General features: G+C 38.4%; 44 protein-coding genes and 3 pseudogenes. 4 read left to right on the top strand and 43 right to left on the bottom strand.

The annotated features are described in order from the left end of the window. Nucleotides 1-5: 5 nt before the first annotated feature. The 38 genes and pseudogenes from HED61_RS09675 to HED61_RS09495 form a co-directional block, all read right to left on the bottom strand. Nucleotides 6-227, bottom strand: a complete 222-nt coding sequence (locus HED61_RS09675; protein WP_219645478.1) for a hypothetical protein — start codon at nucleotides 225-227, stop codon at nucleotides 6-8. A gap of 13 nt (nucleotides 228-240) precedes the next feature. Further along, nucleotides 241-471: a hypothetical protein gene (locus HED61_RS09670; RefSeq protein WP_219645477.1), complete on the bottom strand. Its 231-nt coding sequence runs from the start codon at nucleotides 469-471 to the stop codon at nucleotides 241-243. Between the two features lie 12 nt (nucleotides 472-483). Beyond that, nucleotides 484-645: a hypothetical protein gene (locus HED61_RS09665; RefSeq protein WP_219645476.1), complete on the bottom strand. Its 162-nt coding sequence runs from the start codon at nucleotides 643-645 to the stop codon at nucleotides 484-486. A 4-nt stretch (nucleotides 646-649) separates the two neighbouring features. After that, entirely contained in the window at nucleotides 650-2,128 is a 1,479-nt protein-coding gene (locus HED61_RS09660) for a phage portal protein (protein ID WP_219645475.1), read from the bottom strand. Between the two features lie 12 nt (nucleotides 2,129-2,140). Further along, the gene (locus tag HED61_RS09655) at nucleotides 2,141-3,529 is read right to left on the bottom strand and encodes a terminase large subunit domain-containing protein (protein WP_219645474.1); all 1,389 of its coding nucleotides are present in this window, start codon (nucleotides 3,527-3,529) and stop codon (nucleotides 2,141-2,143) included. Continuing rightward, complete coding sequence (locus HED61_RS09650; RefSeq protein WP_219645473.1) at nucleotides 3,522-3,908, bottom strand: phBC6A51 family helix-turn-helix protein; 387 nt, start codon at nucleotides 3,906-3,908, stop codon at nucleotides 3,522-3,524. The genes HED61_RS09655 and HED61_RS09650 overlap by 8 nt, the downstream gene beginning before the upstream one ends. Before the next feature lie 14 nt (nucleotides 3,909-3,922). Then, nucleotides 3,923-4,399 (bottom strand): PDDEXK family nuclease, encoded by a 477-nt coding sequence (locus tag HED61_RS09645; RefSeq protein WP_219645472.1) that lies wholly within the window; start codon nucleotides 4,397-4,399, stop codon nucleotides 3,923-3,925. 22 nt (nucleotides 4,400-4,421) lie between these two features. Then, a complete protein-coding gene (locus HED61_RS09640) occupies nucleotides 4,422-4,778 on the bottom strand; it encodes a hypothetical protein (RefSeq protein WP_219645471.1) in 357 nt (118 codons plus the stop codon). 30 nt (nucleotides 4,779-4,808) lie between these two features. Continuing rightward, the gene (locus tag HED61_RS09635; RefSeq protein ID WP_179135438.1) at nucleotides 4,809-4,955 is read right to left on the bottom strand and encodes a hypothetical protein; all 147 of its coding nucleotides are present in this window, start codon (nucleotides 4,953-4,955) and stop codon (nucleotides 4,809-4,811) included. A 207-nt stretch (nucleotides 4,956-5,162) separates the two neighbouring features. Then, nucleotides 5,163-6,440: a helix-turn-helix domain-containing protein gene (locus HED61_RS09630; protein WP_219645470.1), complete on the bottom strand. Its 1,278-nt coding sequence runs from the start codon at nucleotides 6,438-6,440 to the stop codon at nucleotides 5,163-5,165. A gap of 421 nt (nucleotides 6,441-6,861) precedes the next feature. After that, nucleotides 6,862-7,275 (bottom strand): sigma factor-like helix-turn-helix DNA-binding protein, encoded by a 414-nt coding sequence (locus HED61_RS09625; protein ID WP_161526452.1) that lies wholly within the window; start codon nucleotides 7,273-7,275, stop codon nucleotides 6,862-6,864. Further along, a complete protein-coding gene (locus HED61_RS09620) occupies nucleotides 7,276-7,569 on the bottom strand; it encodes a hypothetical protein (RefSeq protein ID WP_231435295.1) in 294 nt (97 codons plus the stop codon). Then, entirely contained in the window at nucleotides 7,566-7,760 is a 195-nt protein-coding gene (locus tag HED61_RS09615) for a hypothetical protein (protein WP_219645469.1), read from the bottom strand. Before HED61_RS09615 ends, HED61_RS09620 begins: the two co-directional genes overlap by 4 nt. A 2-nt stretch (nucleotides 7,761-7,762) precedes the next feature. Then, nucleotides 7,763-7,951 (bottom strand): hypothetical protein, encoded by a 189-nt coding sequence (locus HED61_RS09610; protein WP_219645468.1) that lies wholly within the window; start codon nucleotides 7,949-7,951, stop codon nucleotides 7,763-7,765. After that, nucleotides 7,941-8,150: a hypothetical protein gene (locus tag HED61_RS09605; protein WP_219645467.1), complete on the bottom strand. Its 210-nt coding sequence runs from the start codon at nucleotides 8,148-8,150 to the stop codon at nucleotides 7,941-7,943. Before HED61_RS09605 ends, HED61_RS09610 begins: the two co-directional genes overlap by 11 nt. Then, nucleotides 8,150-8,506 carry a hypothetical protein gene (locus tag HED61_RS09600; RefSeq protein WP_219645466.1) on the bottom strand — a complete coding sequence of 119 codons (357 nt, stop codon included), beginning with the start codon at nucleotides 8,504-8,506 and terminating at the stop codon, nucleotides 8,150-8,152. Before HED61_RS09600 ends, HED61_RS09605 begins: the two co-directional genes overlap by 1 nt. Before the next feature lie 92 nt (nucleotides 8,507-8,598). Beyond that, nucleotides 8,599-8,835, bottom strand: a complete 237-nt coding sequence (locus HED61_RS09595; protein ID WP_124018978.1) for a hypothetical protein — start codon at nucleotides 8,833-8,835, stop codon at nucleotides 8,599-8,601. Nucleotides 8,836-8,857: 22 nt separating this feature from the next. Continuing rightward, entirely contained in the window at nucleotides 8,858-9,061 is a 204-nt protein-coding gene (locus tag HED61_RS09590) for a hypothetical protein (RefSeq protein WP_219645465.1), read from the bottom strand. Beyond that, nucleotides 9,061-9,312, bottom strand: a complete 252-nt coding sequence (locus HED61_RS09585) for a hypothetical protein (RefSeq protein ID WP_219645464.1) — start codon at nucleotides 9,310-9,312, stop codon at nucleotides 9,061-9,063. The genes HED61_RS09590 and HED61_RS09585 overlap by 1 nt, the downstream gene beginning before the upstream one ends. A gap of 32 nt (nucleotides 9,313-9,344) precedes the next feature. After that, complete coding sequence (locus HED61_RS09580) at nucleotides 9,345-9,656, bottom strand: hypothetical protein (protein ID WP_234981379.1); 312 nt, start codon at nucleotides 9,654-9,656, stop codon at nucleotides 9,345-9,347. A 383-nt stretch (nucleotides 9,657-10,039) separates the two neighbouring features. Then, entirely contained in the window at nucleotides 10,040-10,510 is a 471-nt protein-coding gene (gene ssb / locus HED61_RS09575) for a single-stranded DNA-binding protein (RefSeq protein ID WP_219645638.1), read from the bottom strand. Then, nucleotides 10,507-10,740, bottom strand: coding sequence for a hypothetical protein (locus HED61_RS09570; protein ID WP_219645639.1), 234 nt, complete (start codon nucleotides 10,738-10,740; stop codon nucleotides 10,507-10,509). The genes ssb and HED61_RS09570 overlap by 4 nt, the downstream gene beginning before the upstream one ends. After that, nucleotides 10,737-11,096 (bottom strand): hypothetical protein, encoded by a 360-nt coding sequence (locus tag HED61_RS09565; protein ID WP_219645640.1) that lies wholly within the window; start codon nucleotides 11,094-11,096, stop codon nucleotides 10,737-10,739. Before HED61_RS09565 ends, HED61_RS09570 begins: the two co-directional genes overlap by 4 nt. Continuing rightward, a complete protein-coding gene (locus HED61_RS09560) occupies nucleotides 11,093-11,377 on the bottom strand; it encodes a RusA family crossover junction endodeoxyribonuclease (protein WP_219645641.1) in 285 nt (94 codons plus the stop codon). The genes HED61_RS09565 and HED61_RS09560 overlap by 4 nt, the downstream gene beginning before the upstream one ends. A gap of 80 nt (nucleotides 11,378-11,457) precedes the next feature. Beyond that, nucleotides 11,458-11,703 carry a hypothetical protein gene (locus tag HED61_RS09555; RefSeq protein WP_234981378.1) on the bottom strand — a complete coding sequence of 82 codons (246 nt, stop codon included), beginning with the start codon at nucleotides 11,701-11,703 and terminating at the stop codon, nucleotides 11,458-11,460. Nucleotides 11,704-11,776: 73 nt separating this feature from the next. After that, nucleotides 11,777-12,409 (bottom strand): DnaB-like helicase C-terminal domain-containing protein, encoded by a 633-nt coding sequence (locus HED61_RS09550; RefSeq protein WP_234981377.1) that lies wholly within the window; start codon nucleotides 12,407-12,409, stop codon nucleotides 11,777-11,779. Nucleotides 12,410-12,414: 5 nt separating this feature from the next. Further along, nucleotides 12,415-12,939, bottom strand: a complete 525-nt coding sequence (locus HED61_RS09545) for a hypothetical protein (protein ID WP_234981376.1) — start codon at nucleotides 12,937-12,939, stop codon at nucleotides 12,415-12,417. Continuing rightward, a complete protein-coding gene (locus HED61_RS09540; RefSeq protein WP_234981432.1) occupies nucleotides 12,929-13,216 on the bottom strand; it encodes a conserved phage C-terminal domain-containing protein in 288 nt (95 codons plus the stop codon). The genes HED61_RS09545 and HED61_RS09540 overlap by 11 nt, the downstream gene beginning before the upstream one ends. Nucleotides 13,217-13,453: 237 nt before the next feature. Next, nucleotides 13,454-13,740, bottom strand: a pseudogene (locus HED61_RS09535) (phage replisome organizer N-terminal domain-containing protein); the annotation flags it as partial. 4 nt (nucleotides 13,741-13,744) lie between these two features. Next, a pseudogene (locus tag HED61_RS09530) lies at nucleotides 13,745-14,420 on the bottom strand (putative HNHc nuclease). A 5-nt stretch (nucleotides 14,421-14,425) separates the two neighbouring features. Then, nucleotides 14,426-15,106: an ERF family protein gene (locus HED61_RS09525; protein WP_074934672.1), complete on the bottom strand. Its 681-nt coding sequence runs from the start codon at nucleotides 15,104-15,106 to the stop codon at nucleotides 14,426-14,428. Then, entirely contained in the window at nucleotides 15,103-15,438 is a 336-nt protein-coding gene (locus HED61_RS09520; RefSeq protein WP_219645645.1) for a hypothetical protein, read from the bottom strand. The genes HED61_RS09525 and HED61_RS09520 overlap by 4 nt, the downstream gene beginning before the upstream one ends. Before the next feature lie 386 nt (nucleotides 15,439-15,824). Beyond that, entirely contained in the window at nucleotides 15,825-15,962 is a 138-nt protein-coding gene (locus HED61_RS09515; RefSeq protein WP_219645647.1) for a hypothetical protein, read from the bottom strand. Beyond that, complete coding sequence (locus tag HED61_RS16915; protein ID WP_258015211.1) at nucleotides 15,959-16,081, bottom strand: hypothetical protein; 123 nt, start codon at nucleotides 16,079-16,081, stop codon at nucleotides 15,959-15,961. Before HED61_RS16915 ends, HED61_RS09515 begins: the two co-directional genes overlap by 4 nt. Next, entirely contained in the window at nucleotides 16,078-16,509 is a 432-nt protein-coding gene (locus tag HED61_RS09510) for a hypothetical protein (protein ID WP_156233179.1), read from the bottom strand. The genes HED61_RS16915 and HED61_RS09510 overlap by 4 nt, the downstream gene beginning before the upstream one ends. A gap of 603 nt (nucleotides 16,510-17,112) precedes the next feature. Then, complete coding sequence (locus HED61_RS09505) at nucleotides 17,113-17,301, bottom strand: hypothetical protein (protein ID WP_219645649.1); 189 nt, start codon at nucleotides 17,299-17,301, stop codon at nucleotides 17,113-17,115. Nucleotides 17,302-17,553: 252 nt separating this feature from the next. Next, the gene (locus HED61_RS09500) at nucleotides 17,554-17,814 is read right to left on the bottom strand and encodes a hypothetical protein (RefSeq protein WP_234981375.1); all 261 of its coding nucleotides are present in this window, start codon (nucleotides 17,812-17,814) and stop codon (nucleotides 17,554-17,556) included. Further along, on the bottom strand, nucleotides 17,799-18,704 hold the full coding sequence (locus HED61_RS09495; RefSeq protein ID WP_234981374.1) for a hypothetical protein: 906 nt from the start codon (nucleotides 18,702-18,704) through the stop codon (nucleotides 17,799-17,801). The genes HED61_RS09500 and HED61_RS09495 overlap by 16 nt, the downstream gene beginning before the upstream one ends. 74 nt (nucleotides 18,705-18,778) lie before the next feature. Between HED61_RS09495 and HED61_RS09490 the strand changes: the two genes are divergently transcribed. Next, on the top strand, nucleotides 18,779-18,988 hold the full coding sequence (locus HED61_RS09490) for a hypothetical protein (RefSeq protein WP_219645225.1): 210 nt from the start codon (nucleotides 18,779-18,781) through the stop codon (nucleotides 18,986-18,988). Here the strand turns inward: HED61_RS09490 and HED61_RS09485 are convergent. From HED61_RS09485 to HED61_RS09470, 4 genes are read right to left on the bottom strand one after another with little or no spacing between them, the layout of a single operon-like run. Next, a complete protein-coding gene (locus tag HED61_RS09485; protein ID WP_219645226.1) occupies nucleotides 18,985-19,182 on the bottom strand; it encodes a hypothetical protein in 198 nt (65 codons plus the stop codon). The two genes, HED61_RS09490 and HED61_RS09485, sit on opposite strands and share 4 nt — an antisense overlap. Further along, the gene (locus tag HED61_RS09480) at nucleotides 19,146-19,328 is read right to left on the bottom strand and encodes a hypothetical protein (RefSeq protein ID WP_219645227.1); all 183 of its coding nucleotides are present in this window, start codon (nucleotides 19,326-19,328) and stop codon (nucleotides 19,146-19,148) included. The genes HED61_RS09485 and HED61_RS09480 overlap by 37 nt, the downstream gene beginning before the upstream one ends. Before the next feature lie 13 nt (nucleotides 19,329-19,341). Beyond that, nucleotides 19,342-20,091 (bottom strand): BRO family protein, encoded by a 750-nt coding sequence (locus tag HED61_RS09475; protein ID WP_219645228.1) that lies wholly within the window; start codon nucleotides 20,089-20,091, stop codon nucleotides 19,342-19,344. A 16-nt stretch (nucleotides 20,092-20,107) separates the two neighbouring features. Next, complete coding sequence (locus HED61_RS09470; RefSeq protein ID WP_219645229.1) at nucleotides 20,108-20,341, bottom strand: helix-turn-helix domain-containing protein; 234 nt, start codon at nucleotides 20,339-20,341, stop codon at nucleotides 20,108-20,110. Between the two features lie 172 nt (nucleotides 20,342-20,513). Between HED61_RS09470 and HED61_RS09465 the strand changes: the two genes are divergently transcribed. The 3 genes from HED61_RS09465 to HED61_RS09455 all read left to right on the top strand — a co-directional run bounded on the left by HED61_RS09465 (nucleotide 20,514) and on the right by HED61_RS09455 (nucleotide 23,233). Next, a complete protein-coding gene (locus tag HED61_RS09465) occupies nucleotides 20,514-21,140 on the top strand; it encodes a LexA family protein (RefSeq protein ID WP_219645230.1) in 627 nt (208 codons plus the stop codon). Between the two features lie 86 nt (nucleotides 21,141-21,226). Then, nucleotides 21,227-21,733 carry a PH domain-containing protein gene (locus HED61_RS09460; RefSeq protein ID WP_219645231.1) on the top strand — a complete coding sequence of 169 codons (507 nt, stop codon included), beginning with the start codon at nucleotides 21,227-21,229 and terminating at the stop codon, nucleotides 21,731-21,733. Nucleotides 21,734-21,832: 99 nt separating this feature from the next. Next, nucleotides 21,833-23,233 (top strand): recombinase family protein, encoded by a 1,401-nt coding sequence (locus tag HED61_RS09455; RefSeq protein WP_219645232.1) that lies wholly within the window; start codon nucleotides 21,833-21,835, stop codon nucleotides 23,231-23,233. Here the strand turns inward: HED61_RS09455 and HED61_RS09450 are convergent. Continuing rightward, nucleotides 23,233-24,036 (bottom strand): annotated as a pseudogene (locus HED61_RS09450) (aldo/keto reductase); the annotation flags it as partial. The gene HED61_RS09455 and the pseudogene HED61_RS09450 sit on opposite strands and share 1 nt — an antisense overlap. Between the last annotated feature and the right edge of the window lie 77 nt (nucleotides 24,037-24,113).

The following is a 24,113-nucleotide window of genomic DNA, read 5'->3' as shown; positions in this document are numbered from 1 at the left end:
CACTCCTATCCTGCATTGAAATCAGATAACACAATACCTTTTTTCGAAGGCAGAACCTCTTCAACAGTCGCTTGTTCTCTTGGAATAACCAGCCCTTTTTCATAAGCGATTTGAATTGCTTCTTCTTCGTTACCGGCTACCACAACATGGCCTAAATATTCATCCCACCAATTGCCATCCCAAAGCAGACAAGCTTCTTTTGAAGCATATACTTTATAGATTTTCATTGCTGTTCACTCCTTACCAGCTAATTCTGACTAACTCAATTTTTTTATCAATCGAATGCTTGTCCTCGTAATCCTCAACAGTAAAGCCGCCATCTTGAAACTCTTTGCGAATATCATCCGTGATTACGTCTTTGCCATAAAAAACTTCGTTACGTCCTTTTTGCATAGCTTCAGCAATAGCTTCCTTGATATTCTCGCTATCCTTCTTCTGATACTCGTTCATCATCTGTTCTTTTAGATTCATTATTATTACCTCTCAATACGTAGGAATTATATTCAGCCATAAGACAAACATTGTTAGTATTTTAATTGCCACCAAAATGAAACCAGCAACAATAACGATTGTGAAATACCATAAAGCGGCCCACTTGATGAAATCAAGAATTGACTCATAATCGCGTTTAAGTTTTTTCTTCATCTTCCTAAACCTCCGTACCGCTTTCTTCGTCGCTATCAAACACACCTCTGTCTGCTGGCGATTCTGCATTCACACGTTTTAGCTCTGCATTTACATCTGGAACAAATGAAGCAAGTCCGAGGATAGTCTCTTGGCTCAACTCCGCTCCTGCGTCAACAAGCGCTTTAAGCTCTTCTAGAATCGCTTTAGGTAGATTAGGTGTAAATGTAATACGCATACCTTTCAGGTCAGAGTTTTCCAATTCTGCGATGCTTGATTTAAGGTTAAATAAAAGACGATAGCGTCGCATCAGGCCTTTTTTAAAGAGCCGTTGCTTCACTGCCGTCATCTGTTCGAATCCGAATAGTTTATATTTCATTGCTTCCCCGGATTGCACACCTGAGAAGTTGTCATCTGTTAGATCAGGGACCATCGAAATCTCGTGGATATCTTTCCTCACACGATCTTTATAAGCTTCTACGCCATTTACATCATATTGCTTATAAATATAGCCAGCTGTCACAGATGTTTTATTGCCGTTGATATCTGTGCCAGACTCAAGAAGCAACACGTTTGCATCCTTTTGCTTAACTGCATCATCAGTTGTTAAACCAGACGCTTGGATATCTCCGCTAATCACTAGAAGTGCATCGTTTAAGTCTGTCATGTAGTTTGCTGTATCGGACTGACCTGCATCATACAAATCCATTAGCGAGAGAGTATCTTCGTATAAACCCATTCTGAAACGATTTGGCGAGTACTCAGTAATAGGAACTTCTTTCATTTCGTGAGGTTCTTCTTCTGGGTTTTCAAGCGAGATAGAGTGCAGAGAAGTTTCTTTGAAATAAATAGTTTTATCCGATGTGTAAATAATCGGCTGAATGAATTGTTTGTCAGCGTTTTTTGAAAATCTCGTTTTAGGATATCTCACCGCCAGTATAGGCTCACGCTTTACAGTTGTGTCATAGACAACAAACGTCTCAAACACATTTGCTAAATCTACATAGTCGATATCGTCTTTGTCTCGGTAACTGATTTCATAAGCTCTGCCATATTTATCCATGTCTAACCAAAGCTCGCCATTCAAACCATCAATATCATTATTCGTGTTGAATTCGTCAATTTGCTTTTGCTGATCGCCATTATCGATTTGAACCTTAATCGGATTGCCTGTGTTGTAACCTACATCAAACGTACATAAAACCTTGCCGAAGTTGTGGGCAGAGCGATGATCCGCTTTTTCCTTTTCCTTACGTCTTCGGTTTTTCATGATGTTGGTGTTTCTTGCTTTGTAATAATCATCTAATACTTCAAGTCTTGGGACTTGGTATTGATGGTGATGTTGGATCATTCCTGCTAAAGTGTCCAAATCAGCGAGCAAGTCTTCTGCAGAACTAAACCGATAATGGATATTCGATTCTACTTCAAAGCTGACATAGTTAACATTCACATCAGCAGACGCTCTGCTATCAACGTCATATTCAAATTCATTTACTTTATCCATTCCTCACACTCCTTACAAGCCTAACTTCTTAATCATATTTATTTTTTTCTTCACATCCGCCTTTTTGTAGGCAAATCCTATTTTTTCTCTAACTGGTAAAAACCCATATTGACTAGCGTTGATAGTATGGTCGTTTTTATCTTCTGGCTTATCTCCATCCCAGGCATAGGTGTTCATTTCATGTATATGAACATTGCAATGATCAACTACCAAATAGTTTGGCGCCTTCCCATCGGAATTTATCCAACCCAGCATCAAATTAATACGATCAACAATCTTCATTCTCTTGTCTGATCCAGTGAATGTGTAAACGTTTGGGTTCTTTCTCTTTAGCTTTGCTATTTCTGTCAAAGTTGCCTGATCTGCGTTGTCTACATAAACTATTTTGGCTAATCCCCATTTTTTACGGCATCTTTCGAGAAATTGGAAGAGATTTAAAGCGATGTCACTTGGAGAGAAAGGAATCTTTTCATCTTTGTTGTTCTTTACTTCCTCTTCCAGTACAATCAACTCTCCGTCTCTTGTAATACCTTGAAATATAAATGATATTGTGTCCTCGGACTGTGCCGAGTAGGAAGTATCTACGCCACACGAAAAGTGTATGTATTCTTTCGCAGCTGCTTCTTGTTGGGATATAACGTTATTCCTATATTCAAAATTAGAGAATACTAGCCCTTCAGCACGCCCTCTAACACCAAGTATTTTATTTTTGTACAATTTAGTGCCAACCGGAACAGCCGATATGATTTTTTCTTTCTTAGCTTGTGTTAGTCCGTCATTATGATTAAAACCAAAAAACCAGTGAACCCAGCCCTTCTTAGGACTCGCATTCAACTGGTCGTTAATTTCTTTAGGCGCATCATTTTTAAACTTGTCCAATGGTCGTGAATGGTTGATGTACTCATGATAGATTGGTAACTCTGGATCATCTGGGTTCAATGTTGCCATGACATAATCAGCACGCATAAATATTTCTCGCACATACTCCATATCCGCAATATTGATTTCGTCTATATACAAACAACCGTACTGCCCACCAAGAACTTTCTTCCACCTAGCCTTATTGTCATATCCCAAGACGTAAATAATCTTCTCGCCTTTAGATGTCTGATAGCGTAAATGTGGAAGGCTATGATCTTTATTGCCTTTCGAATGATAGGATACTAAATCGCCAAAAATATCAATAATACCTAATTCAGCTTGTATGATATTTTTCTCTATTGTTCCCAAGTCCAAACCACTGATAATGTGAAGCTTTCTGTCTGAACTCGCTACACGAAAAAGAAATTTAACGGCTCCTACAGTTGTCTTCCCAGCAGCGGTGGTGCCTTCAAGGAATTCAACGTCAGTTTCATATTTCAAGAACTCCTTATACTTAGCAGAAAGTTTTAAATCAGCCATCGTTATCACTCAATTGAGTAAGAATGCTATCTAGTTTATCTGTTCTGATATGACCGCTAATTTCAGTTTCTTGCTTATCGGTATAGATACCAGCAATCGTTAATAACATTTTTCTATCCTGATGACCTTTTTCAGTTAATGCAAAATTATATGCCGCATTCAAAACATTAGCAGCTTTCCCTTTGATTAGCGCCATAGTCGTTTTGTTTACCAAATCGACAAACTCTTGTTTCTTCATTGCGTCATAGTATTTATTTCGACTAACACCAGCGAGATTACACAACTCTTGGACTGACTTGCCGACATTCTCAGCGTTCAACAAGACTTCTAATAGTTTTTTCTCAGCTGGTGTAGGCGTGTATTTGTCATTTTCTGTCATGCAACCTCACCTCTTCACCATTTGTTATACGGAACAAAAACTTTATCTTTCTGGAACTCAATCAATGTGATTGGCAAATCAAATTCCGAGAAACAAAGCAAAGTCCGTTTGAATATCTTTTCCGCAATTACGCAAACTCTAACATTTTCTAATTTAGATCCCAGTACACTTTTGTATAGTAAAGCTTGTCCAATTGCTTTAACTTGTTCGTTTGTTGATGTATGTGGATACTTCTTATTTATCTTTTTTACTTCAAAAACAGTACAACTATCATCAGCGTGCCTGCAAATAATATCGACGATGATTTGATTGTTATCAAACCTTATTTGTTTTTGTTGACACACTAAAACTACCGGCGGCAAGCCCATGCCACTACAAATTTCATCTATATGTTCCACAATATGATTTTCGTATTCTTTTTCAGTTCCTTCAAAATGGTACATTATCGGTTTGTTTACTTCTTCCATTACCCATTCAGAAACTTTTGCCATGACCTCACCTTCTTTCTAAAAATTATTCAGCGCTATTTTCGTATACGACATTCCCGTAGTTTTTCATAATCAACATCGCGCCTTCACGCTCATACTGCTTAATGAATTCTTCAACGTTTGTTTTTGTACGGGATACTACTGAGATTTTTAATCCGTTAATTATTGAATTTTCTATCGATGTTCCAACACGGATAATCTCCACATTAACATAGTTCCCGCTCCACACAGGTTTAATATCATTGCTAATCAACTTACCATCTTTATCCAGAATAGGGTTCTCTGTAAAGTATCTGTCGTTCTCTCCCTCAATCGCCTTTTTATACGCTTCAGCAAATTCAGGTTCTACATCAACCATTAATAACGCTTCATAGAATTTCATATTCCAAACCTCCTTAACCATTAGGTTGTATTATTTGATCGGATGAATTCCATAGCTATCAAGAACGATCATACTGCCGTCTGTATATTCAAAGAACATTTTGTCTCTTTCATGGAAAACTTTACAGATGAATTTCTTATTGCGTTTAGGGTCTAAATATCTCGGTCTATATACCACATCCATACCTCCTTAACCTCTCCACGATATGTGGATCACTCTTCCAACCATGCCCAATGTATATCAACCTATGCCGCTCAATATACTCGTCATCAAACTGCCCATAGCATTCAAGCAACGTGTGCTTTGGTTTCAACTCCGCTTGTCGGATGTTCTTATGCCTGAGTATTCCTACTGATAATTGGATGTAATAGTAATGCATATCAGTCACCCCAACTCATAGATTACTTTCAGCTTGTCTGCTGAATACTCAAAGGCCTGTGTGCTCTTATAGTTCATTGTGTAACCATTCTCCGACTCATACTGATCGTTAGGTTTTATTGTTCCTAACTGCCGATGAATAACTCCTTTAAGGTTTTGAGCTTCCATTGAGTGATAATGCCCTTGGTGAATCTCAAGCCAACTACTTTTGCTCCATACGTCTCGAAACTCGGTAGCGAATAGCATAGGATAATCGCCCTTCTTGCCGAAGTGTCCATGAGTGAGCATAATGCCTACATTGTCTAGCTGATATGCGATCCTTGGTAGGTTGTGTTTGTTTACCGTTACTTGTGGATAAAGTGTCTCTAAGTACATTAGAAACAAATACTCAAAGTCACTGTGATTACCGCTGGCAAATTCAATCCGCACCTCTGAACTTTTTCTTAATGATTCATCAATCAGCGTAATGAAGAATGTTTTAGCCAACTCAATTGCTTCGACCATATCCACATCTTCAAGTTGGGTACCTTTGATTGTTTGGCTTGCCTTCATAGCGTTTGAGTGAAAGATGTCCCCCAACACTTCTATAACGATTGTCTTATAGCCTTTATTTATGATTGCTAATACATCGGATAGATAGGTTTCAAACTTCCGTTCCGACAAAATAGGGAAATGCAAATCAGCCAACGGTATGACTAGATTGCGCTTCCCTTTGATAATTGGTTGAATTGTAATCGGCCTAGTACTTTGCAGCAGTTTAGTAGCCAACGCTTGAATGCTCACTGCTGCCCTCGGCTTAACAACTATCTTTGATTGATAAAGCTGTATAAGTCCATCTACTTGGTTGTTCTGTTCCCAGATGTTGTTAGTCGCTTGGACCAGTTCCCAGTTATCGGGATCGTATCCGTGCGCTTGTAATACATAATCAGGATTCTTTGACTGCTCTTCAGTCATACGCAACTTGATAAGATTTGTCTGAGTACCATCTGATTTGATTTCTGTAGATACTACATTCTTCTTAGTCTTATCGGTTTGCTTAACACGCATATTCTTTTCGCTCGGTGGCAAACCCAACCTGGCACGTTTACTTCTAACGCTTGGCCATGAGAATTCTTCGCCGAACTCCTCTGACAGCATTGGCGCTATCTCTATATTTGTTAGTCCTTCATTTGCCAATTCCGACAATCGTTTGACCTGTTGTTCCGTCCATTTAGCAATCTCTGCCACCTCGCTTTTCTGCAAAATAAAAAGCCACTCGCAATGAGTGACTAATAAAACTCTCATATCAGATACACGTCTGCCACAAGGGAATGAGAGTATTGACTTAAATTTAAAGCAACCTACATCTCGGTTCTTCCGAGCACCATTCCTCCCGCGTCTCCACATCATCCTCGGTTGCTACGTCACTGGAGTGGTACTGCCCCACTCACGATTATCTAACATAATCAGAATTGCATAGCTCCTTAATAGGTTTCTGCTTATCCTTCACGTCTTCTACTTCCGCCACAGTGACTGCAACCATTACCTAGCTTAGGTTGCTATATACACGATACTAGGTCGCTCGCTTGTTCCGTTTCCGCGGAAAAGCTATGATATCGCCCACATAATAATTTTTACGTATCAAAAGGAGGTTGAATGCCGTTGTGCTTTTGGACGATATCTTACTAATACCATTATAATTCATTATTTCAATGGTTGCTGTTGCTTAATTGTTGCTTTTAGCCTTGATAACATAGTCTTTTTTGAATTGAACTTTTTTCAAAATGGCTGAATGATGTTTTCGGATATACTGGTACGTGTAACCAAGTTCATCTGCAATTTCTTGTAGGGTCAGCCCTTCAACATATTTCATACGCAATATGTGTTGCTCAATTCCTTTGAAAGAGTAAATAACCTTTCTCAGATCAAAGCGGTAATTCATTTGCACTGCCAGCTCATACTCCAAATTATCTATAATATCCTCTAATTTACTAGCCTTCGATTCTTTTACCAAAGAATATCTTCCCAAGTCATTGGGGTTCTTCCATCTATCAAGTTCTTCTTTGTATGTTTCAAGTTCCCAATCAAGCAAAGCAATTTTTTGTTCCCACTCTTGATATTTACTAAGCCATTCGTACAATCACTTGCCCTCCTCGACCAGAACGCCTTCCCAAGCTTTCAGGGTTCGTTCAAATAAGTTATCCGTAAAATTCATTTCTCCATTCTCAAACACCAATTTATAACCGCCATCGATCTTATATGCGGTGTATACTTCGCCAACCAAGCAATAGCGCCCTTCGCTTTCAAAACTATCGATACAAATAAAATGTCTGTCTTTCATTTTATTCCCCTCCTTATTGTCTTCCTTACCAAAAATCACGCTTGCGAATACAGAAGCTATTACAGCTACAAATATCAAAACTGCTTCTGTCATTTTTGTGCCTTCTCAATTTCCCGCTCTAGCCAATCATCTTTCGTTGCTAGCAAGGTACCTTCTTTGGAGTAATATTCATTGATCAATCTTGCTGGATTTTCTTTGGTTCCCTCACCTTCAAACGAAACCACATGAATAACTTCCATCATTTTAACTTCACGAACATGATTTGATTTCTTAGGTAGTACCATTTTCATCCTCCTGCTTCCATCGCATCCCTAACTAACGGATCGTTAATAATAATCTTGTACTTCATCTGCTCATGCTGCGGCTGTTGTTCTAACTGCTCAATTTGTTCCTGCTGGTCCACTATTGTATAGGATAAACAACTCAGTGCCAGGACAGTTAGGACCGTTATGATAATTGCTTGGCTACGATTCATTGGCTTTCTCCTGTTCCAAATCAACGTAAGGTAACTCACCTTCCATCGTTATTTTCGGTCTATCATAGTAAGTGTTGCTTATTTCAACTTTTACCCATTCCACCAACAGTATTTCATTACCCAAGTAGTTGGGTACTTTGCTTTTTATCAGTATGAATCCATGCTTTTTCGCTATCCAACAAGCTAATTTTAAGAGCATCACTCTTCCTCCTGTTCCAAAGCCCATTGGCTGAACGCTTGGAAAACACCTGATTGCTGCGGATTAGACAGGTCGTTTAGCGCATCGATTACATCAAGGTTCATAAACCGATTTTCTGATTCATCAAACAAAACTGACAGTGTGCCAAAGATTGATAATTCCGGATTCTTAGTCTGTTCTTCTTTCAACCACTCCAATACCATCTGCTGATTCTCGTTGAGTTGCGGTTGATCGTGATCTTCAACGATGTCAACAATATCGTCCCAATTTACCCAATAATCAAAGTTCGAGTAATTGAGTACAGCGCTGCTTCCTTGAATTCGTTCTTCTTTCAATCTTTTTATTAATCCACTCATGATCATTCCTCGCTTTCTGCTATTTCGTCGTTTAATCAACTCGCTCTACATGTGATTGACATATTTGTATTCACACTAATTCGGATTTCTCCTTACAAATATTTTTTAGTTATCTCCAACACTTTCATAACAGTTTCTAGCGGAATAGCATGGTTACTATCTAGATTGTGAACTATCTCTGGATATACATCATCATCTTGAATCCATAAAACCATTTGCTTTTTTCTATCGTTGAAATCAATAGTTATATTATCTGTAGACATTTGGAATGTAATATTGCTGTCTAGATCGTATAAGTCCATGCTAAAGTTTACCAAGTTATTGAACATTTCTTACTCCTTTCTTAGTTGGTTATTTTGGTGGATCACTTACTAACTCATAATCTTTTTTGCTGAAAAAGTAATAGTCTTGCACCTTGTACAATCCATTGTCTTGAAAAACTCCCGCCTTTTCAGGATCATCTGTCAGAACAGACCAAGAATCTGTCACATACCGCCATGGCTGCCATGGTTTAAGCAAAGGTTTCACTAATACTCTAACTTTTGTTGTGGCCATCACTGCGCTCCTTCCCAAGTTTGTAATTTTGGTGAATTACTGACTTCATTTTTAAGACCGTGCTTCATAAAAGCTAACCTTGTTTCTAATCGCTTAATGATGTAGTTATTGATACTAGTAAAGTTTTCATAGATGAATTCTTCTTCTTCGGAACCCTCTTCTACTTCACACTCACCTAAATAGTCTTCAGGATAAATATCCGATTTGCTCTTTTTCAACATTTCTTCGATAAGCTCGACATCAATTTTCATAATTTTTCCTCCTAGTTGGTAATTTCTTCCGATTACTGACTCAATATCTCCACCATAGCACCTGCGAAATTGCCCTTCTTCAAAGGTATCTGCAATCTGCATGCTCGATCCAATGTCCATTTGTTCAGCCCTGACATCTCTGCGGCTTCACGCTGTGTGCTGAATTCTTTGACTTTACCATCTGGAAAAGTAAATCTGACTGGCGTTGAGTTGTATCTATTCTGCTTTTGTCGATCGTAACTCTTTCCCCACAAAGCCTTTCTCAAAACTCTGATTTCGTCTTCATCAGCACCTGGCGTATTAACTAACCTTTCCAACCGATACAAATCTTCTTTGTTAGTCATCATTCCACCCTCTTCATATTTCGCAATTTAACTACTGTCCGATCGCTGCCAAACGTCACAATAGCTGAGTTCTCAAGCACTTTGACACACACTGCTTTGAAAGGTTTTGTAAAACGTTCGGTCACGCACCAATACTCGATGCCTGCTTTTACTCTCCGTTGCTTTCTGACCACTCGTGGCGGTGGGCTATACTTACCGTCTTGAACGCCTGTTACTGTGTCTGCTAGTTTCACGCTTTACTCCTCCGTTCCATTTCCTCGGCTAGCATTCTTGCTGCTTGAGCAATCTCTCGACATGGCTGTCGATTACTTTCTTTCTCCATACTAGGTCCTTATCCGACATGTTTCTGATTTGGATTTGAGTTGGTGTCATCTGCTCACCTCTCAAAATGGAAGGTCTTGACTATCGATATCAATTGACGAGTTGCCAAACGGGTCTGAATCATCGTTGTTGCGGTTTTGTTGGTTGCGAGTGTAATTATTCTTTTGACTATTTGAAACGCCGCTACCTTGTGTATTTTGGCTAGAATCGGCATTCTTGCTTTCTAACAACTGGAAGTTGTCCGCAATCACTTCGGTGACATAGACTTTTTGTCCTTGTTGGTTATCGTAAGAACGAGTTTGAATCCGCCCTGTTACTCCGATCAATACGCCTTTTTTCGCATAGTTCGTTAATGTTTCAGCTGGCTTTCTCCAAATAACACAATTGATGAAATCCGCTTCCCGCTCTCCGCTCTGATTTGTGAAGTTGCGATTCACAGCTAATGTGAAGGTGGCTACCGCTGTTCCGTTGCCTGTGTATTTCAAATCCGGATCTTTCGTTAGTCTTCCGACCAAAGTTAAATTGTTTATCATTTTTCTTCCTCCTTACGATTTTGAGAAACTTCGATCAAAAGAATAGGTGAAGCTTCTGGACCGTCATAGCTTAATGCGGCTTCAAGAGTAGTTACATCGTATTCAGCAATATGCGGATATTTCTGTAATACCTCTTTAACTGCCAGTGTAGCTGTGTACGTTTCGCCTAGAACCTCAATATCAACCCAATCCTCTTTACTTAACACGCTTAATAATTGGTGTAGTTTCATTTTTCTTCCTCCTGTCCCAAAGTCCATTTGCTGAATGCTTGGAAAACACCATTTTGCTGCGGATTAGATAGGTTGTTTAGTGCATCGATTACATCAAGATTCATAAACCGATTTTCTGATTCATCAAACAAAACCGAAAGTGTGCCAAAAATTGTTAATTCTGGATTCTTAGTCTGCTCTTCTTTCAACCACTCCAACACAATCTGCTGATTCTCGTTGAGTTGCGGTTGATCGTGATCTTCAACGATGTCAACAATATCGTCCCAATTTACCCAATAATCAAAGTTCGAGTAATTGAGTACAGCGCTACTTCCTTGAATTCGTTCTTCTTTCAAACGTTTTAATAATCTGTTCACATTGCTTCCTCCAATTCAATTTCAATCCTCGGACAATCCTTATCCACTTCAAACCGATGCTCAAAGTTGGCAATCTCGCCCCAACCATCATTTGCGATCACTCTTGCTTCAATCATTCCGTCCAAGATAAACTTGATCCCAAACGCAATGTTGTCTTTATCCTTGCGCTTATTTTTGCAGTACCAAGTGATTTTCAAGTTGATCGGCGTTGTCACTCTCAGCCCTTCCGCTTTCGCCATCAGAAAAGCATAACAACATTTTTCTGTGTTCTCCTTTTTCAACTTAGCACCTGCATAGCGGTTCGTCCGCTGGCTATTGATGAATTTATTCAGGTCCGTCAGCTCTCCTGGTATCGTAATAATCAGAACATTCCCCTCGCTTTCAAGTATCGTTGTGCGATTTGTTCTTTCGTTTCATTGCCCTGCATGATAGGATGTCCTTTTTCTTCTTCTTCTGCAACTTCGATTGCTACCCATTTTGCTTCCTCGGCCTTATCTAGCATTCCGCATTGCTCAAAAGTCTTGACTTGCGATTCAATCGTTCTAACCAATTCCGATCGCACAAGGCCGTTTTCTTTGAAGATAGCCAGATATGTTTGTCCGTCCATCAACCTCTCCATTCGTCAAAGTCTACTGAGAAATCCATATATTTCTTGTCGAAGATAAACGGTGCTACACCTGTCATCCCTTCTCGATTTTTAGCCACATCACACCGTATCTTGCGTTCTTCTTTTCATCAGCTGATAGCAGTAACACAACATTGGCATCTTGTTCAAGTGAGCCTGATTCTTTTAGGTCGCTAAGAATCGGACGTTTATTTTCTCTGTTCATTACCGCCCTACTTAACTGAGCTAGCAGTACAATTGTGATTCCATAATCAGTTGTCAGTTTCTTCAACTCTCGTGTAACCTCGTTCATTACTTGCCGTTCATTTTTGCGTGTATCATTGACAGTTATCAGCCCTGCATAGTCTACAAACACTACATACCGTTTGTCGCTTAATCGCTGTTTGATGGCATACTTGATATCGTTTAAATTGGAATATTCCGAAGTGTACACTCGCATATCAAATCTGTTCTTCATATCCTCGTATGATTTTGTGGCTCTCACTTTATTTTCATCAGATAATTTATTGTTGTCTACGAACAACATAGAGTTGATTCTTGTTTCTTTCGAGATAAGCCGCTTGATCAATTCGTTTTGACTCATTTCAAAAGTGAAGAAATCACACTGCACATTGTCATTGTCTGAAAATAGTCTATGCATAATGTTCAATGCGAAAGCTGTTTTGCCTGCACCTGGTCTACCAGCCAAGACAATTAGCTTTCCTCCTGTAATACCTCCTCCAAGAAATGCATCAAAGGTTTGTAAGTTGTCATAACTTCACTTGGTTTATCCAAGCTATCTGTAAATTCTGCGAAAGCTTTGTCCAACTTGCCATCAGACTTAATATGGTTCACGTCACGCTTTTCTTCTAGCAATCTGGATAACTTATCCCCATCTGTCTTAGAAAGCGTCTCAGCGTATTTTATGGACGCTGAGTGCAACTTGCGATCAAGATAATCATTGTGTATGATCCTTGCTAGTTCTCTTTCGATTCCAAGCTGATTCGCAGAATTTTTTAGGATGTCTAATTCATCTGCTGTTCCTGTTTTGAAGTAGTCGATGGTTCGCATTTCCCGATGGACCTGTTCAGTGGTGTATTTCATTCCTCGTAGTCTTGTCATAGCTTCGACAATCAGTTTGCACTGAGGACTTTCAAACCATTCTGAATCGATATCAATATTGGTAATGATTGATGGATTGTTAGTTATCTCAGCAACTAATCTAAGTTCATTGTTCATATGCTTCTAACAACCTCCTTTGTGATTCAGCAATTTCATCGGAGATTGAAGAATTAACTTGTGGACGATACTCATTCAAATAATCATCAAACTTATTTCCAAAGAGTGTTGCTGGTCTTAGGTACTTATTCATTTCTTGGTTGTTCAACCATTGGTTTGTTTTCACATCAATTACTTTTTTGAAATCATCTAATCGTTGGCCTTCATTCCATCTTGCTTTGATCAGGTCTTTCCATTTTTGAGTAACTTTGAATGATTTACTTGTTGCTTCGTTCAAGTATTTGATGATGTCGCTATATGGTATTTTCTCTTTATCTATATCTCTTTCTTTATCTAATTCTTTATCTATATCTGTTGCGTTACTCTCCGTTACTTCCGCGTTACCACTAACGTTAGCGGTAACGTTACCTAACGTTAGTTGTCTTTGTTTCTTTGTACCTAGCCTGACGTATTCTATTCTGTTCCTTACCTTCTCCAAACCCTCAATAGACTGGTATTCTTCCCAATTTTTGATAAACAAAATATCTTGATATCTTGTTATCATTGAGTATTTTTCAAGAGTAATTAAGGCAAATTGAACAAATTCAATATTGAAATCAAAGTCTGCAGCTAAGTCTTCCTCTTGATAAGGCATAGTATCCGTTAGGAATATCCTCCGCTTTGGTTGCTCTCCCCTGCTCTAGCTAAGAGGAATACCCAAAACAAGATAACCTTGTCGCCTTCTGGAAGCTTTCTGATACGCTTAATCTTTTTGTTGTCTGGTAAACCAGTGCTAAGCTTAATCCAACTTATTTCAGCCAAGTTCTTAACCTCCGATCCTCAACTTTTTAATCTCGTCTTGATTCAATTTGATGCCTATAACGTGATACTTCTTCTTAAACTCCGTAATTCCCATTTGGTGCTTCTCGGTATGGTGAGTTCTACAAAGCGCTGCAAAAGTAAATTCTGTGTGATCTACTTCTTTCCGCTTTCGTCTTCCCAAAGCTTTGTCAAAGTGATCGATGTCAGCGTTCTTTTTACCACAAATGCAGCAGGTCCTGTTCGTCACACATTTATAGAAAAGTACTGTTCATTTTGTGGCGGAACCTCGTATCCATCTTTGAAAGGGATATCTCCATCGAAGATAAAGTCGAGTACCAAATCAGCCAGCAAAGATACATCATCCACTGTATTCGTGGAAATATTTTTCAAACTAATATTTTTGCCTGTTAAAACCGAAATTGCCAGTAAAATATATTTTTTAAGTCGTCAAATGGTTGTCCAGTGTATCTGTAAATATCATTCATGAGAGAAAACACAAACGCTCTCTGCTCGACTGTGAACCCTCGTGGATCTTTGATGAATAGTTCCGCTTGTCGCTCGCCGTCATATCCATCAAATATTGTTTTGAGACGTGCGATATTTAGTTCATCTTTGAGTTCTAGCGTCAGGCGATTGCCTTCAACTTTTATTATTTTTGCTAGATACGAAAGGTTGTTCATTCAAATCACTTCTTACTTTTTTTCTTTTCATATCCATTAACCCATCCGGTTAAGGTGTTCATCACTAACCCAAAATCATATCCGGTGAACTCTTCAGGAGCTTTCTTCGCATTTACACCGTTTGTCATTTTTGCTTGTTCTAAGAACGCAAGTTTCGGTTGCTCTGTTAATTCTTCTAGCTTTCCTAACTGAATGTGTATGGCTTCGATTTGTTCAGGGCTTGCTGGAATACGTTTTAGAATTTCTTTTTGAAACACATCAGGATCCACGTCATCCGCAGGAATATTAAACTCTTTCATAAAGAACGTTTTTTCTGCATATGTTAAAGCTTGTCCGTATGCATACGAAGAATTTTCATCATCAGCAATTGCCGAGAATGTTACCTCTTCTCTTTCAGATGGATTGTCACCATTGATCCACGTATACTTCATATCGAGCGTTACAAGATAGCTAAATATATCTTTCTTAGTTTTCTCGTTTACACCTATCTTTTGTCTTTCAATAGTTTTATTTACTACTTCTGTTTTGAGATAAATATTCAGTTCGTTCATATGAGTATTGAACTCTGTCAATACTGTTTCAGAACTTACCACTGAAAATTTGATATATTGCTTTTGTTCTTTCTTGATATAAGGAACTTTTTTTCGTAGTTGGATCAACTTCTCAACTAAGGTAGTTTCGCTCACTTAAACTCCTCCTGTCTTTGCTTCAGCCAATCTTTACCACTGATAATTTTCATCGTGTCCATCCTCAGTGATTTTGGTCCATATTCATCAACTATAAGTAAGAAATTCTCTTGCTGTACGACATATTTAGCAAGCGTGCCATTTTTGTTTTCTCGATAACCTATAAACATCCAATCCGATTCATGAACAATCGTTCCGTTATCGTCCTCATTCCAATGTGCTGACAGGTCTACTTCTTCCTCGTTGTCGTCTAAAGAATGGATATTAGGCATCACATGACTGCTTTCGTCTTGCATCAGGCTGTCGTAATTTGTTGCGATATAATCTGACATCTTCCCACTCCTCTCGATTTGTGGTAAACTTAGGTAAATATTTTCGTAAGACTCTATGCTTGGCGGCCGGAGTCTTTTTGTATGCATAAGGTATTTAGTTAGATGTTGGATGAGTCTAAATATTTGTCTGTCGTCAAGATAGATAGCCACGGTTTCTTTGTCCTGTTTATTTTGTGCTATCAACACTAACTCTCCGTGTATGTCATGAAGTGAAAGCTGCGATTCGTTTCTTTGCACTTTGTCCGATACACGTAAGATTTCACCATGCAATCCTCCGTTTCTTCATCCGTTCAATATTCTGCCTTGACTGAATCAACGGCTTGTTATACTTTTACCGGCGGTCAGCAATGATTTTTCCGATACGGAGTGCTTCAGCTCTGGTCATACTATTTAACCCCCATGATCCAAATCAGAGTTAACAAAAGTACAATGTTTAACCAAATGCTCAAATATGAAATTGCTTGGAGTTGGCGTGCTTTGTAAAAGTAGTTTCTATTTAGACTGGCTAACCATTTTTTATTCATGCTGACTCCTCCTTAAAGTATCGATCGATCAAAGCGAGTGCTTCTTCTTTTGTTGAGACGGTATGCTGCATTGTTGACCCACTATCTTCCTCAACTGATATAGTGATTCTTTTAATCATTTCCCCAACTCCCCTACTTTTTGATCCGTATACTGCCGTAACTCGCTCACACGCTGTTCTAACTGCTCCTTGTCGTTTTGCACTGTGTTCAGTTGTTGGCGCAAGCTATCGGCTTCCTGTTGCTTTGTAGCGATCTCCTGTTGCTTTTGTTCGATCTCTCGCTGCTTGGCTTCAATTTCCTTCTGCTTGTCCGATTTGATTTGCTCAATTTCTGCCTTCAGCTGCTCCTGTGTGCGAGTGTTGTTGGATAGCTGTGATTCGAGTTCTGACACACGTTGTGATTTGGTTTGGCCGTATTGCAGCACTGTGTTGAAGTTTGCCTTGATTGTGTCCAAGTCCTGAAATGCGTTGCTTGCTGCGTAGCCGATAACTCCGCTGCCTAGTGCTAGTCCGATGATTGCTGTTGTTTTTGCTAGTTTATTTTTCAATGTGTTTGCTCCTTTGGTATAATTGTTTAAAAACTGGTGGTGTTATTAATGCAATTGATTCAACTGTTACCTTCGCGCTTATTGTTGCCGTTATTTCACTGATATCTCCGATGATTACGACTTATCTAAGTAACAAACACGATCTAAAAGTCAATGAAATAAAGTTTAAACAAAAGAAATACGAGCAAAACGATCTATATGTTAAAAGAATGTTTGATAACTTTGTTCAATCTTTTGGAGAAGTTATGGAATATCCTCAAGCGAACAATCAGAAAAGATTCGGCAAGTATTATTTCAGTTGCCTGAACTATGTTCCTAAGAAAGATTATGAAACCTTTGTTGAATTCTATGATATTTATAAAAGTTCAAACGATGAAGTTACGGTTGAATTCTTCACGTTAAGAATCCTTCCTATCACGCGTTCAATTATAAAAAGCTATGAAAATAGTGAAACCAATGCAAATCCCGAGAGCGTACCACTTATAAAAAGAATTTTCGGGAAATAGTTTTTTCATTAGCGCATTACAAATGAAAGCTACAGAATAGACTATCAAGCATAGTATTTGTTCCACCCTAGCCCCTCCTTCCGCGTGGGGTTATTTTTCATCCAATACTCCAGTTGCGATCGGCCACTTCATCAATACCCGACAAATCTGCAATAGCATAGATATGCTCTTTCATCAGCTCTTGAAAGTCCTCGTAAGTTGCTGGCTTTCCGTCTACTTGTAAATTCGATGATTCGGCATACTCCATTGCACTTTTTAGCGCATCTTTGACGTTCTCAAATTCCATTATTTCTCCTCCAATTCCAAAACGTTCAATACTGCAGGCGTTGCTTGCAAATCTGCCAGACTAAAGTGTTCGTAGGTTAGTACATTTAAATAAGCTAAAGCTTCGTCGTAATCAACTCGTTTAATTGATGTGTAACGGACAACGTTCATGCGTTTTTAAGCTTAGAGTGGATGCGGCTCATGAACATCCCTTTCCAAGCTTTAAATAGATTGCCGCTGTATGTTTTACCTTGGCGCTTTTGATGTTCTTCGGTTAAGCTAATGGCAAGTTTGTTGACAATTGAACGCAATTCCTTTGCTCTTCATAGGTGATAGTGACTTGCTCAGACATTTTTTCATATAATGAGCGGCTTTCACTGACGTGCTCTTTTACTTCGTCTTTCAGCTCAATCATTTCTTCTTTGACATTTCCCATTTCACGCAACAAACTTACCAGCGCTTCACTTTGTTTGCCTTGTGTTTCCAATGTGTGGATCAATGCGATCGTGTTGTTTTTAGTTAATTGATTACCCATGCTACTTCTCCTCCGATTTCTTGTTTGATTTGTTTTAATAGTTTTTCAACTCTGGAAATTGAATCCGTGAGTTTTTGCTTTGTCTCATCGTTCGCACCAGCGATTGCTTGCGAATCGTATACCGTTACCGCTTGTTCTTTAACAAATTGATTCATATTGATAATGAGTTTATGAACACTGATATCGGCATCACGTTGTAGACGTTTTAGGTGTGCTTGTTCTAGTTCATCATTTTCAACCTTCGCTTTTTCTTGCAACGCTTTTTCGGAATCCGCTATCCGTTGTTTCAAAGCTTCCTGTTCAGCTTTAAGCGATTGATTTTCTTTGGTGATTTCATCAATAATCTTTGTAGATTGCTTAAGCTGCTGATAGTCGTCTGGAACCTTCTCGACAATGACTTCTTTTTCAACTACTTCCGTTTCTTGCTCATTCAGATCATCAATCATCTGTGCTTGTAGTTTAATTTGCTCATCCTTTGCTTTTAGCTGTTTCTCAAGCTCTCGATATTCTTTGGTGGTTTTTATATCGCCTGAGAGCACCATTTCTACCGCTTCTGGTTTAGCTGACGGTTTGGATATTTCTGTTTTGAGTGTGGTTGGTAGTTCTTGGAACATTTCGATTTGTTCGTATTCGTGCATTTGATGCACAAATTTAGCTTGATTGATATAGTTGTAAACAGTTCTCTTTTTTAAGCCGATTGATGTGAACCACTTTTCGAAGGTACCTGTTTTATAACTTGCCAGCTTTTCTTGTGCTTCTATAAGTTTTTCTCCTAACTGGATGGAACTGTTTAGAACGATTGACTGTAGCTCTTGTTCTTTTACTTTTAAAAATTGAGCCGTGGTATCATCTACTATTGAATAGTCAAAATTTGTTGAAACTTCATTCAATGTCATTCTCCTTTCTTTGGTATAATTTCCTTATCAGTGTGACAGGCTGAAATAATGATAAGGAGGTGGAGCTTATGTCTTTAACGAATGAACAACGCGCTCATGATTTAGCAATCGCTTCATTAGAGATAATGTACGATCAAGAAAAAACTAAATTGCTAAGCATTGCGAAAAACGAGTCAAGACGAGGAAATGATATTACGGTAGATATCGATTTTGATCCCTATATCGAGTATCAAAAGTTATACGGTTTGATAATCAAAGAAATCAACAAAGACTTTTAGACAGGTTTACCAGCAATTTTCAAACCGCCAGTAAATTTTAGCTGCTCATTATCGCTAAGTATTCCTTCACCCGTCTGCGGATCATATTCTATTTTCGATTCTGGATGTTTGCGCTTAGTCTGCTCCTTGCTACTCACAATAGTTTGGAGCATTTTTGCTATTTCTTCTGGTGTTGCTTTGATTGTGATTTCCATTTTGGTTCCTCCTTCATCATCTTCAAAACCGATTGAACCGCTTTTTTCTGAACTTCCAAAGGAATCTTTTCCCCTTCTTTCATGTGAGTGCCATCTTGCCAGACACAGTGGACTTTGATTCCATTGGGGTATATTGTTGTTGTCATTAGGCAGCCTCCTTTAAAACAATTCGATATTTGGCAAAATGTCGCGTTCTTTCAAAAAGTTGTATAGGAACAAATGACCTTTTTGTGTCCACTTCATAATTGGCTTTAGATTGTCCGTTCCTTGTACTGGCACCATTTCGATATGTGTGTATCCTTCGTTTTGATACTTCGCATACAGCAGCCACGCCTTACCTTGTCGGTATTGGATGCCAAAATCATGCAGCAACTTGTTCATTTGCATTGCGCTCATGCCATAGTTTTTAGCGATAAAACTGATTGGCGTAACGCTTTTATTTGCTAGGATAATGTCGTGATAATTTACCTTTGGTTGCATTTCAGCTACCTTTTGTTCTGCAACCAATCGTAATGTGCGTTCTTCTTTGAGCTTCGTTGCTACTTCGATCAGCAAGTCTGGATTGTTTAGTAGGTCGTCTGTTGCGTACATGCCGTGCTTTCGGATTTGAGGTAGGACTTCGCTCGTTACCCAACGTTTGAACTTCTTGGCTGATGGGAGCTTGGATTTTAGGATTAAGCTGTATAGTCCGGATTCGTTGATGATTGTCATATTACGGTTTTGACCTGATGCACTAATTTGGTGCGTCAGCTTATCTTCATCATCTACATGGCGATTCACATCTCGACTACCGTTTTGGTACCCCAGCACTTCTGCCACATCTTTTCCGACAAAATAAGGTTCATCATTAATCAATAACGTTCTGATTTCTTCTTTTTCCTCAAAAGCGAAAATTTGTAAGTTTGTCATTTAAATTGCCTCCTTTTTATTTTCGTTCTTTATTGGGAACGTTTGTTGTAAAAAAAATTTCGAGTTGGCTTTTTTCAAAACCTAAAATACTAGCCATTTTAGCTAACTCGTCAGCGCCGATTGATACAATGCCGTTTTCACGTTTTGCGTATGGTGTTCTTGACGACCAACCCATCAAATTAGCCATTTCATCTTGTGTCAAACCTTTTGCGATTCTCTCAGCTTTCAATCTTCTTAAATCGACTGTCATACTTCTCAACTCCTTTCGTTCTCTTTTGAGTACACTATCAATATAACAACCTCGTTCTCTTTTGTCAACAATAATTACAAAAATAAAAGCAAAAAGTTTTTTTAAGAGAACTTATTGTATTCTTTTGGGAACGGTGGTATAATAAACTTACATTATATAGGAGGTGAAAAAAATGAGATCGAATGATGAAATAATTGACTTATTAAATCAATTAAAAGAAGAGAAAAATTTATCTGTAAGTGAAATCGCTCGAAGGGTTGGAATGGCTAAGTCGGCAGTATCGAGGTATTTCAATAAAACTAGAGAATTTCCTTTAAACAGAGTTGATGATTTTGCCAGAGCGTTAGGTGTGAAACCTGAATATATTTTAGGGTTAGATTTTGAAAAACCTAATAACTTAATTTTTCCTGATAAAATTTCATATATCCCTCTTTTAGGTAATATTGCCGCAGGAGCACCAATAACGGCAGAGCAGAATATCGAAGAGTACATTCCAGTCGTAACATCATCTTTGCCTAGCGGAGATATTATCGCATTGCATATTTCTGGCGATAGTATGAGCCCAGGCATACCAAATGGTGCTAACGTATTGATAAGGCTACAAGAAGAAGTTGAAGATGGAGAAATCGCAGCAGTTCAAATAAATGGGGATTCAGAAGCTACACTAAAAAGAATAAAAAGACAAGACAACTTAGTTATGTTGGTAGCTGATAATCCTAAATACTCACCGATAGTAATAACAGCAGAAAACCCAGCAAAAGTTATCGGAAAAGCTGTACAAGTTATTTACAACCTATAAAAAAATACCCCAGTCGTAGTTGGCGCTGCGGCTAGGGTTAGTATTTAATATCAAAATAATTATATCAAAGAAATGAGGAGTTTAAAATGGCTTTGGATGTGAATAACAAAAAAATATCTAAACAGTTGAGATTCGCGCAAGAGCATTTAGATCCAGGGGAAAAGCTCATGGAGGGAGTTTTTGGTGTTTATGAAACCAAATCATTGGGGAGCGATACAGTTAAAAACGGAATTTTATTAGCTACAAACAAACGATTGTTCTTCTACGGAAAACGAACTTTTGGTTTTGATAGCGAGTCTTTTCCGTATTCAAATATATCGTCGATAGAATTTGGTAAAAAAGCAATGGGTTATACTTTATCGTTTTATGCGTCGGGCAACAAAGTTAATATGAAATGGATTAATGTTGGAGACGTCGCTGCTTTCGTTGAATATGTAAAAAATAGAATGGACGAAAAAAATAGTCGTAAAACTAATGCACCAGCTAAAACTTCTGCAGTCGAACAAGTTAAAGAAATGAAAGAGCTTTTAGATATGGGAATAATCTCTTTAGATGAATTTGAAACGAAGAAAAAAGAGTTATTAGGTCTGTAAAAAACAAGACACGCCCTCCCCTCACAGAATGGCGTGCTAAGCAATAAACGATAGGCTTATTCCCTATGCCTATTTTAACAATAAATAGGAGTTGATACAATGAAAAAAGCGGGCTTATATATTCGAGTTTCCACTCCTCAACAAGAAAAAGAAGGATACTCGATCGAAGCACAAACGGAAAAACTCAACGCTTACGCAGTAGCAAAAGATTATAAAGTGTTCAAGACCTATACAGATGCGGCTTTTTCTGGCGCTAAGCTTGAACGGCCAGCGCTTAATGAAATGATCGAAGATATCGAAAACAATAAAATAGATGTCGTCATCGTTTACAAGCTTGACCGCCTATCACGTAGCCAAAAGAACACTATGTATTTGATCGAAGATGTATTTCTAAAAAACAACGTTGACTTCATCAGTATGCAAGAAAGTTTTGATACTACTACCTCTTTCGGTCGTGCAATGATCGGAATTCTTTCAGTTTTCGCCCAATTGGAGCGTGATAACATTACTGAACGCATGTCAATGGGGAAACTCGAACGTGTGAAGCGTGGTTATTACATGGGCGGCGGTAATGTTCCATTTGGGTATGAGTACAATCAAATTACAGGCGAATTAGAAATACAAGAAACACAAGCATTAGCTGTTAAACGAATGTTTGAACTTTTTTTAAGTGGACAAGCGATAAATAAGATTGTTTCTGTGTTGAAAAAAGAATTCCCCGTTTTTGAAGATAGCTTCATGGACTCTACCGTCAGAAGAAGGCTTCAATCTCATTATTATTGCGGAAAACAGAAATATCAAAACAAAGTATATGATGCTAAACACGAACCAATCGTTTCTACAAAAGATTTCAACAAAGTTCAGCGTTTAATTAGCAATAGACCTCACAGCAATGCGTTTAACCACAGTTATTTATTTTCGGGATTAATTATATGCCACAAGTGCGGAAAGCCTTACAATGGATATGAGAGCGTTAGAACCGCCAACGGGAAAAAATATAAACATAAGTATTATCGTTGCTCGTGCAGGACTTACAAGCATAAGCAAAAATACGGTTGGACTTGCTCAGGCAAATCTTATCGATGCGATTTTTTGGACGCAGCGATTATGAGTGAAATAAAAAAAAGAGCAGAAAGTTCTAAGTTTGCTTTAAAAGAAGATAATAACGAAATAGATAATAAACCTATCATTAGAGAAATCGCCCGACTTAACGCTCAACAATCAAAGTTATTAGATTTATATCTATCAGATAAAATATCCACAAATATCTTAGATAATAAAACCGATGAGCTCAAAGAGAAAATAGAAAAATTAGAATCACAGTTGAATCAGACGGTGAGTAAAAAAGATAAAGAAGAGTTTGAAAAATCATTAGAAGAGTTAGTTGATAGATTTGAAGAAATGGATTTCTCTACCAGACGGAGCTTGATAGAAAATATTATTGAGAAGATCGAGGTTGTTGACGATGAAATTACTATATACTTTTATGTGACCATTTAAGCAATCACCTGCATATTTGCTGGGTGCCGTAGAATCCAAGCAGATGCGATTCCTGTCGCAGTCGTTTGATACTTCTCAGCCAATTCTTCTAGTTTTGCATTCAGTTCTGGGAATTTCTCATTTCCGATGAAGACACCTTCAAAGAATCCATATTGGTATGGCGACCACGCTTGGATCGTCATATCATTCAGCCGAGAATACTCAAGAATGCCGCCATCATGATCGACACTGCCGCTATCCGTCATATTGACATGGATGCCTCGATCGATCATTCCAGTATGCATGATGCCAAATTGCAATTGATTGGCCAGCAATGGTTGAGAGACATATTTTTTCAACAATTCGATTTGACCAGGATTTTGATTGCTGACTCCAAAATACTTAACTTTTCCCGCTTTTTCCAGCTCGTCGAAAGCAGCAGCGACTTCTTCGGGCTCCACTAACGTATCCGGGCGATGCAACAGCAACGCGTCAAGATAATCCATTTTCAAGCGTTTCAAACTGCCTTCAACGGATTTAATAATGTGTTCTTTCGAAAAATCGAACATTTTCCCTGGGACGATACCACATTTCGATTGAATGAAAAGATCTTCCCTTTTATATTCGGTTTGTGCAAGGGCATCTGCAAAAATACTTTCGCATTCGCCACCGCCATAGATATCTGCATGATCAAAGAAAGTAATACCATTCTCGATTGCTGTCGTCAGTACAGCTACAGGATCTTTTGCATTATTGATTCGCATCAATCCCAAAATGACACTTGAAACTTCTAAATCGGTTGAACCAAATTTAATTTTTTTCACGTATTTTTCCTCCTCTGTTTGCTCTTCTATTTTAGCATATCCGTTTGAAAACGCTACCTCTTTTTAAGAAAAAAAGA

It is taken from the genome of Enterococcus gallinarum (assembly GCF_021496385.1).
Taxonomy (GTDB): Bacteria; Bacillota; Bacilli; order Lactobacillales; family Enterococcaceae; genus Enterococcus_D; species Enterococcus_D gallinarum.
This window is presented reverse-complemented; position numbering and strand designations above follow the sequence as displayed.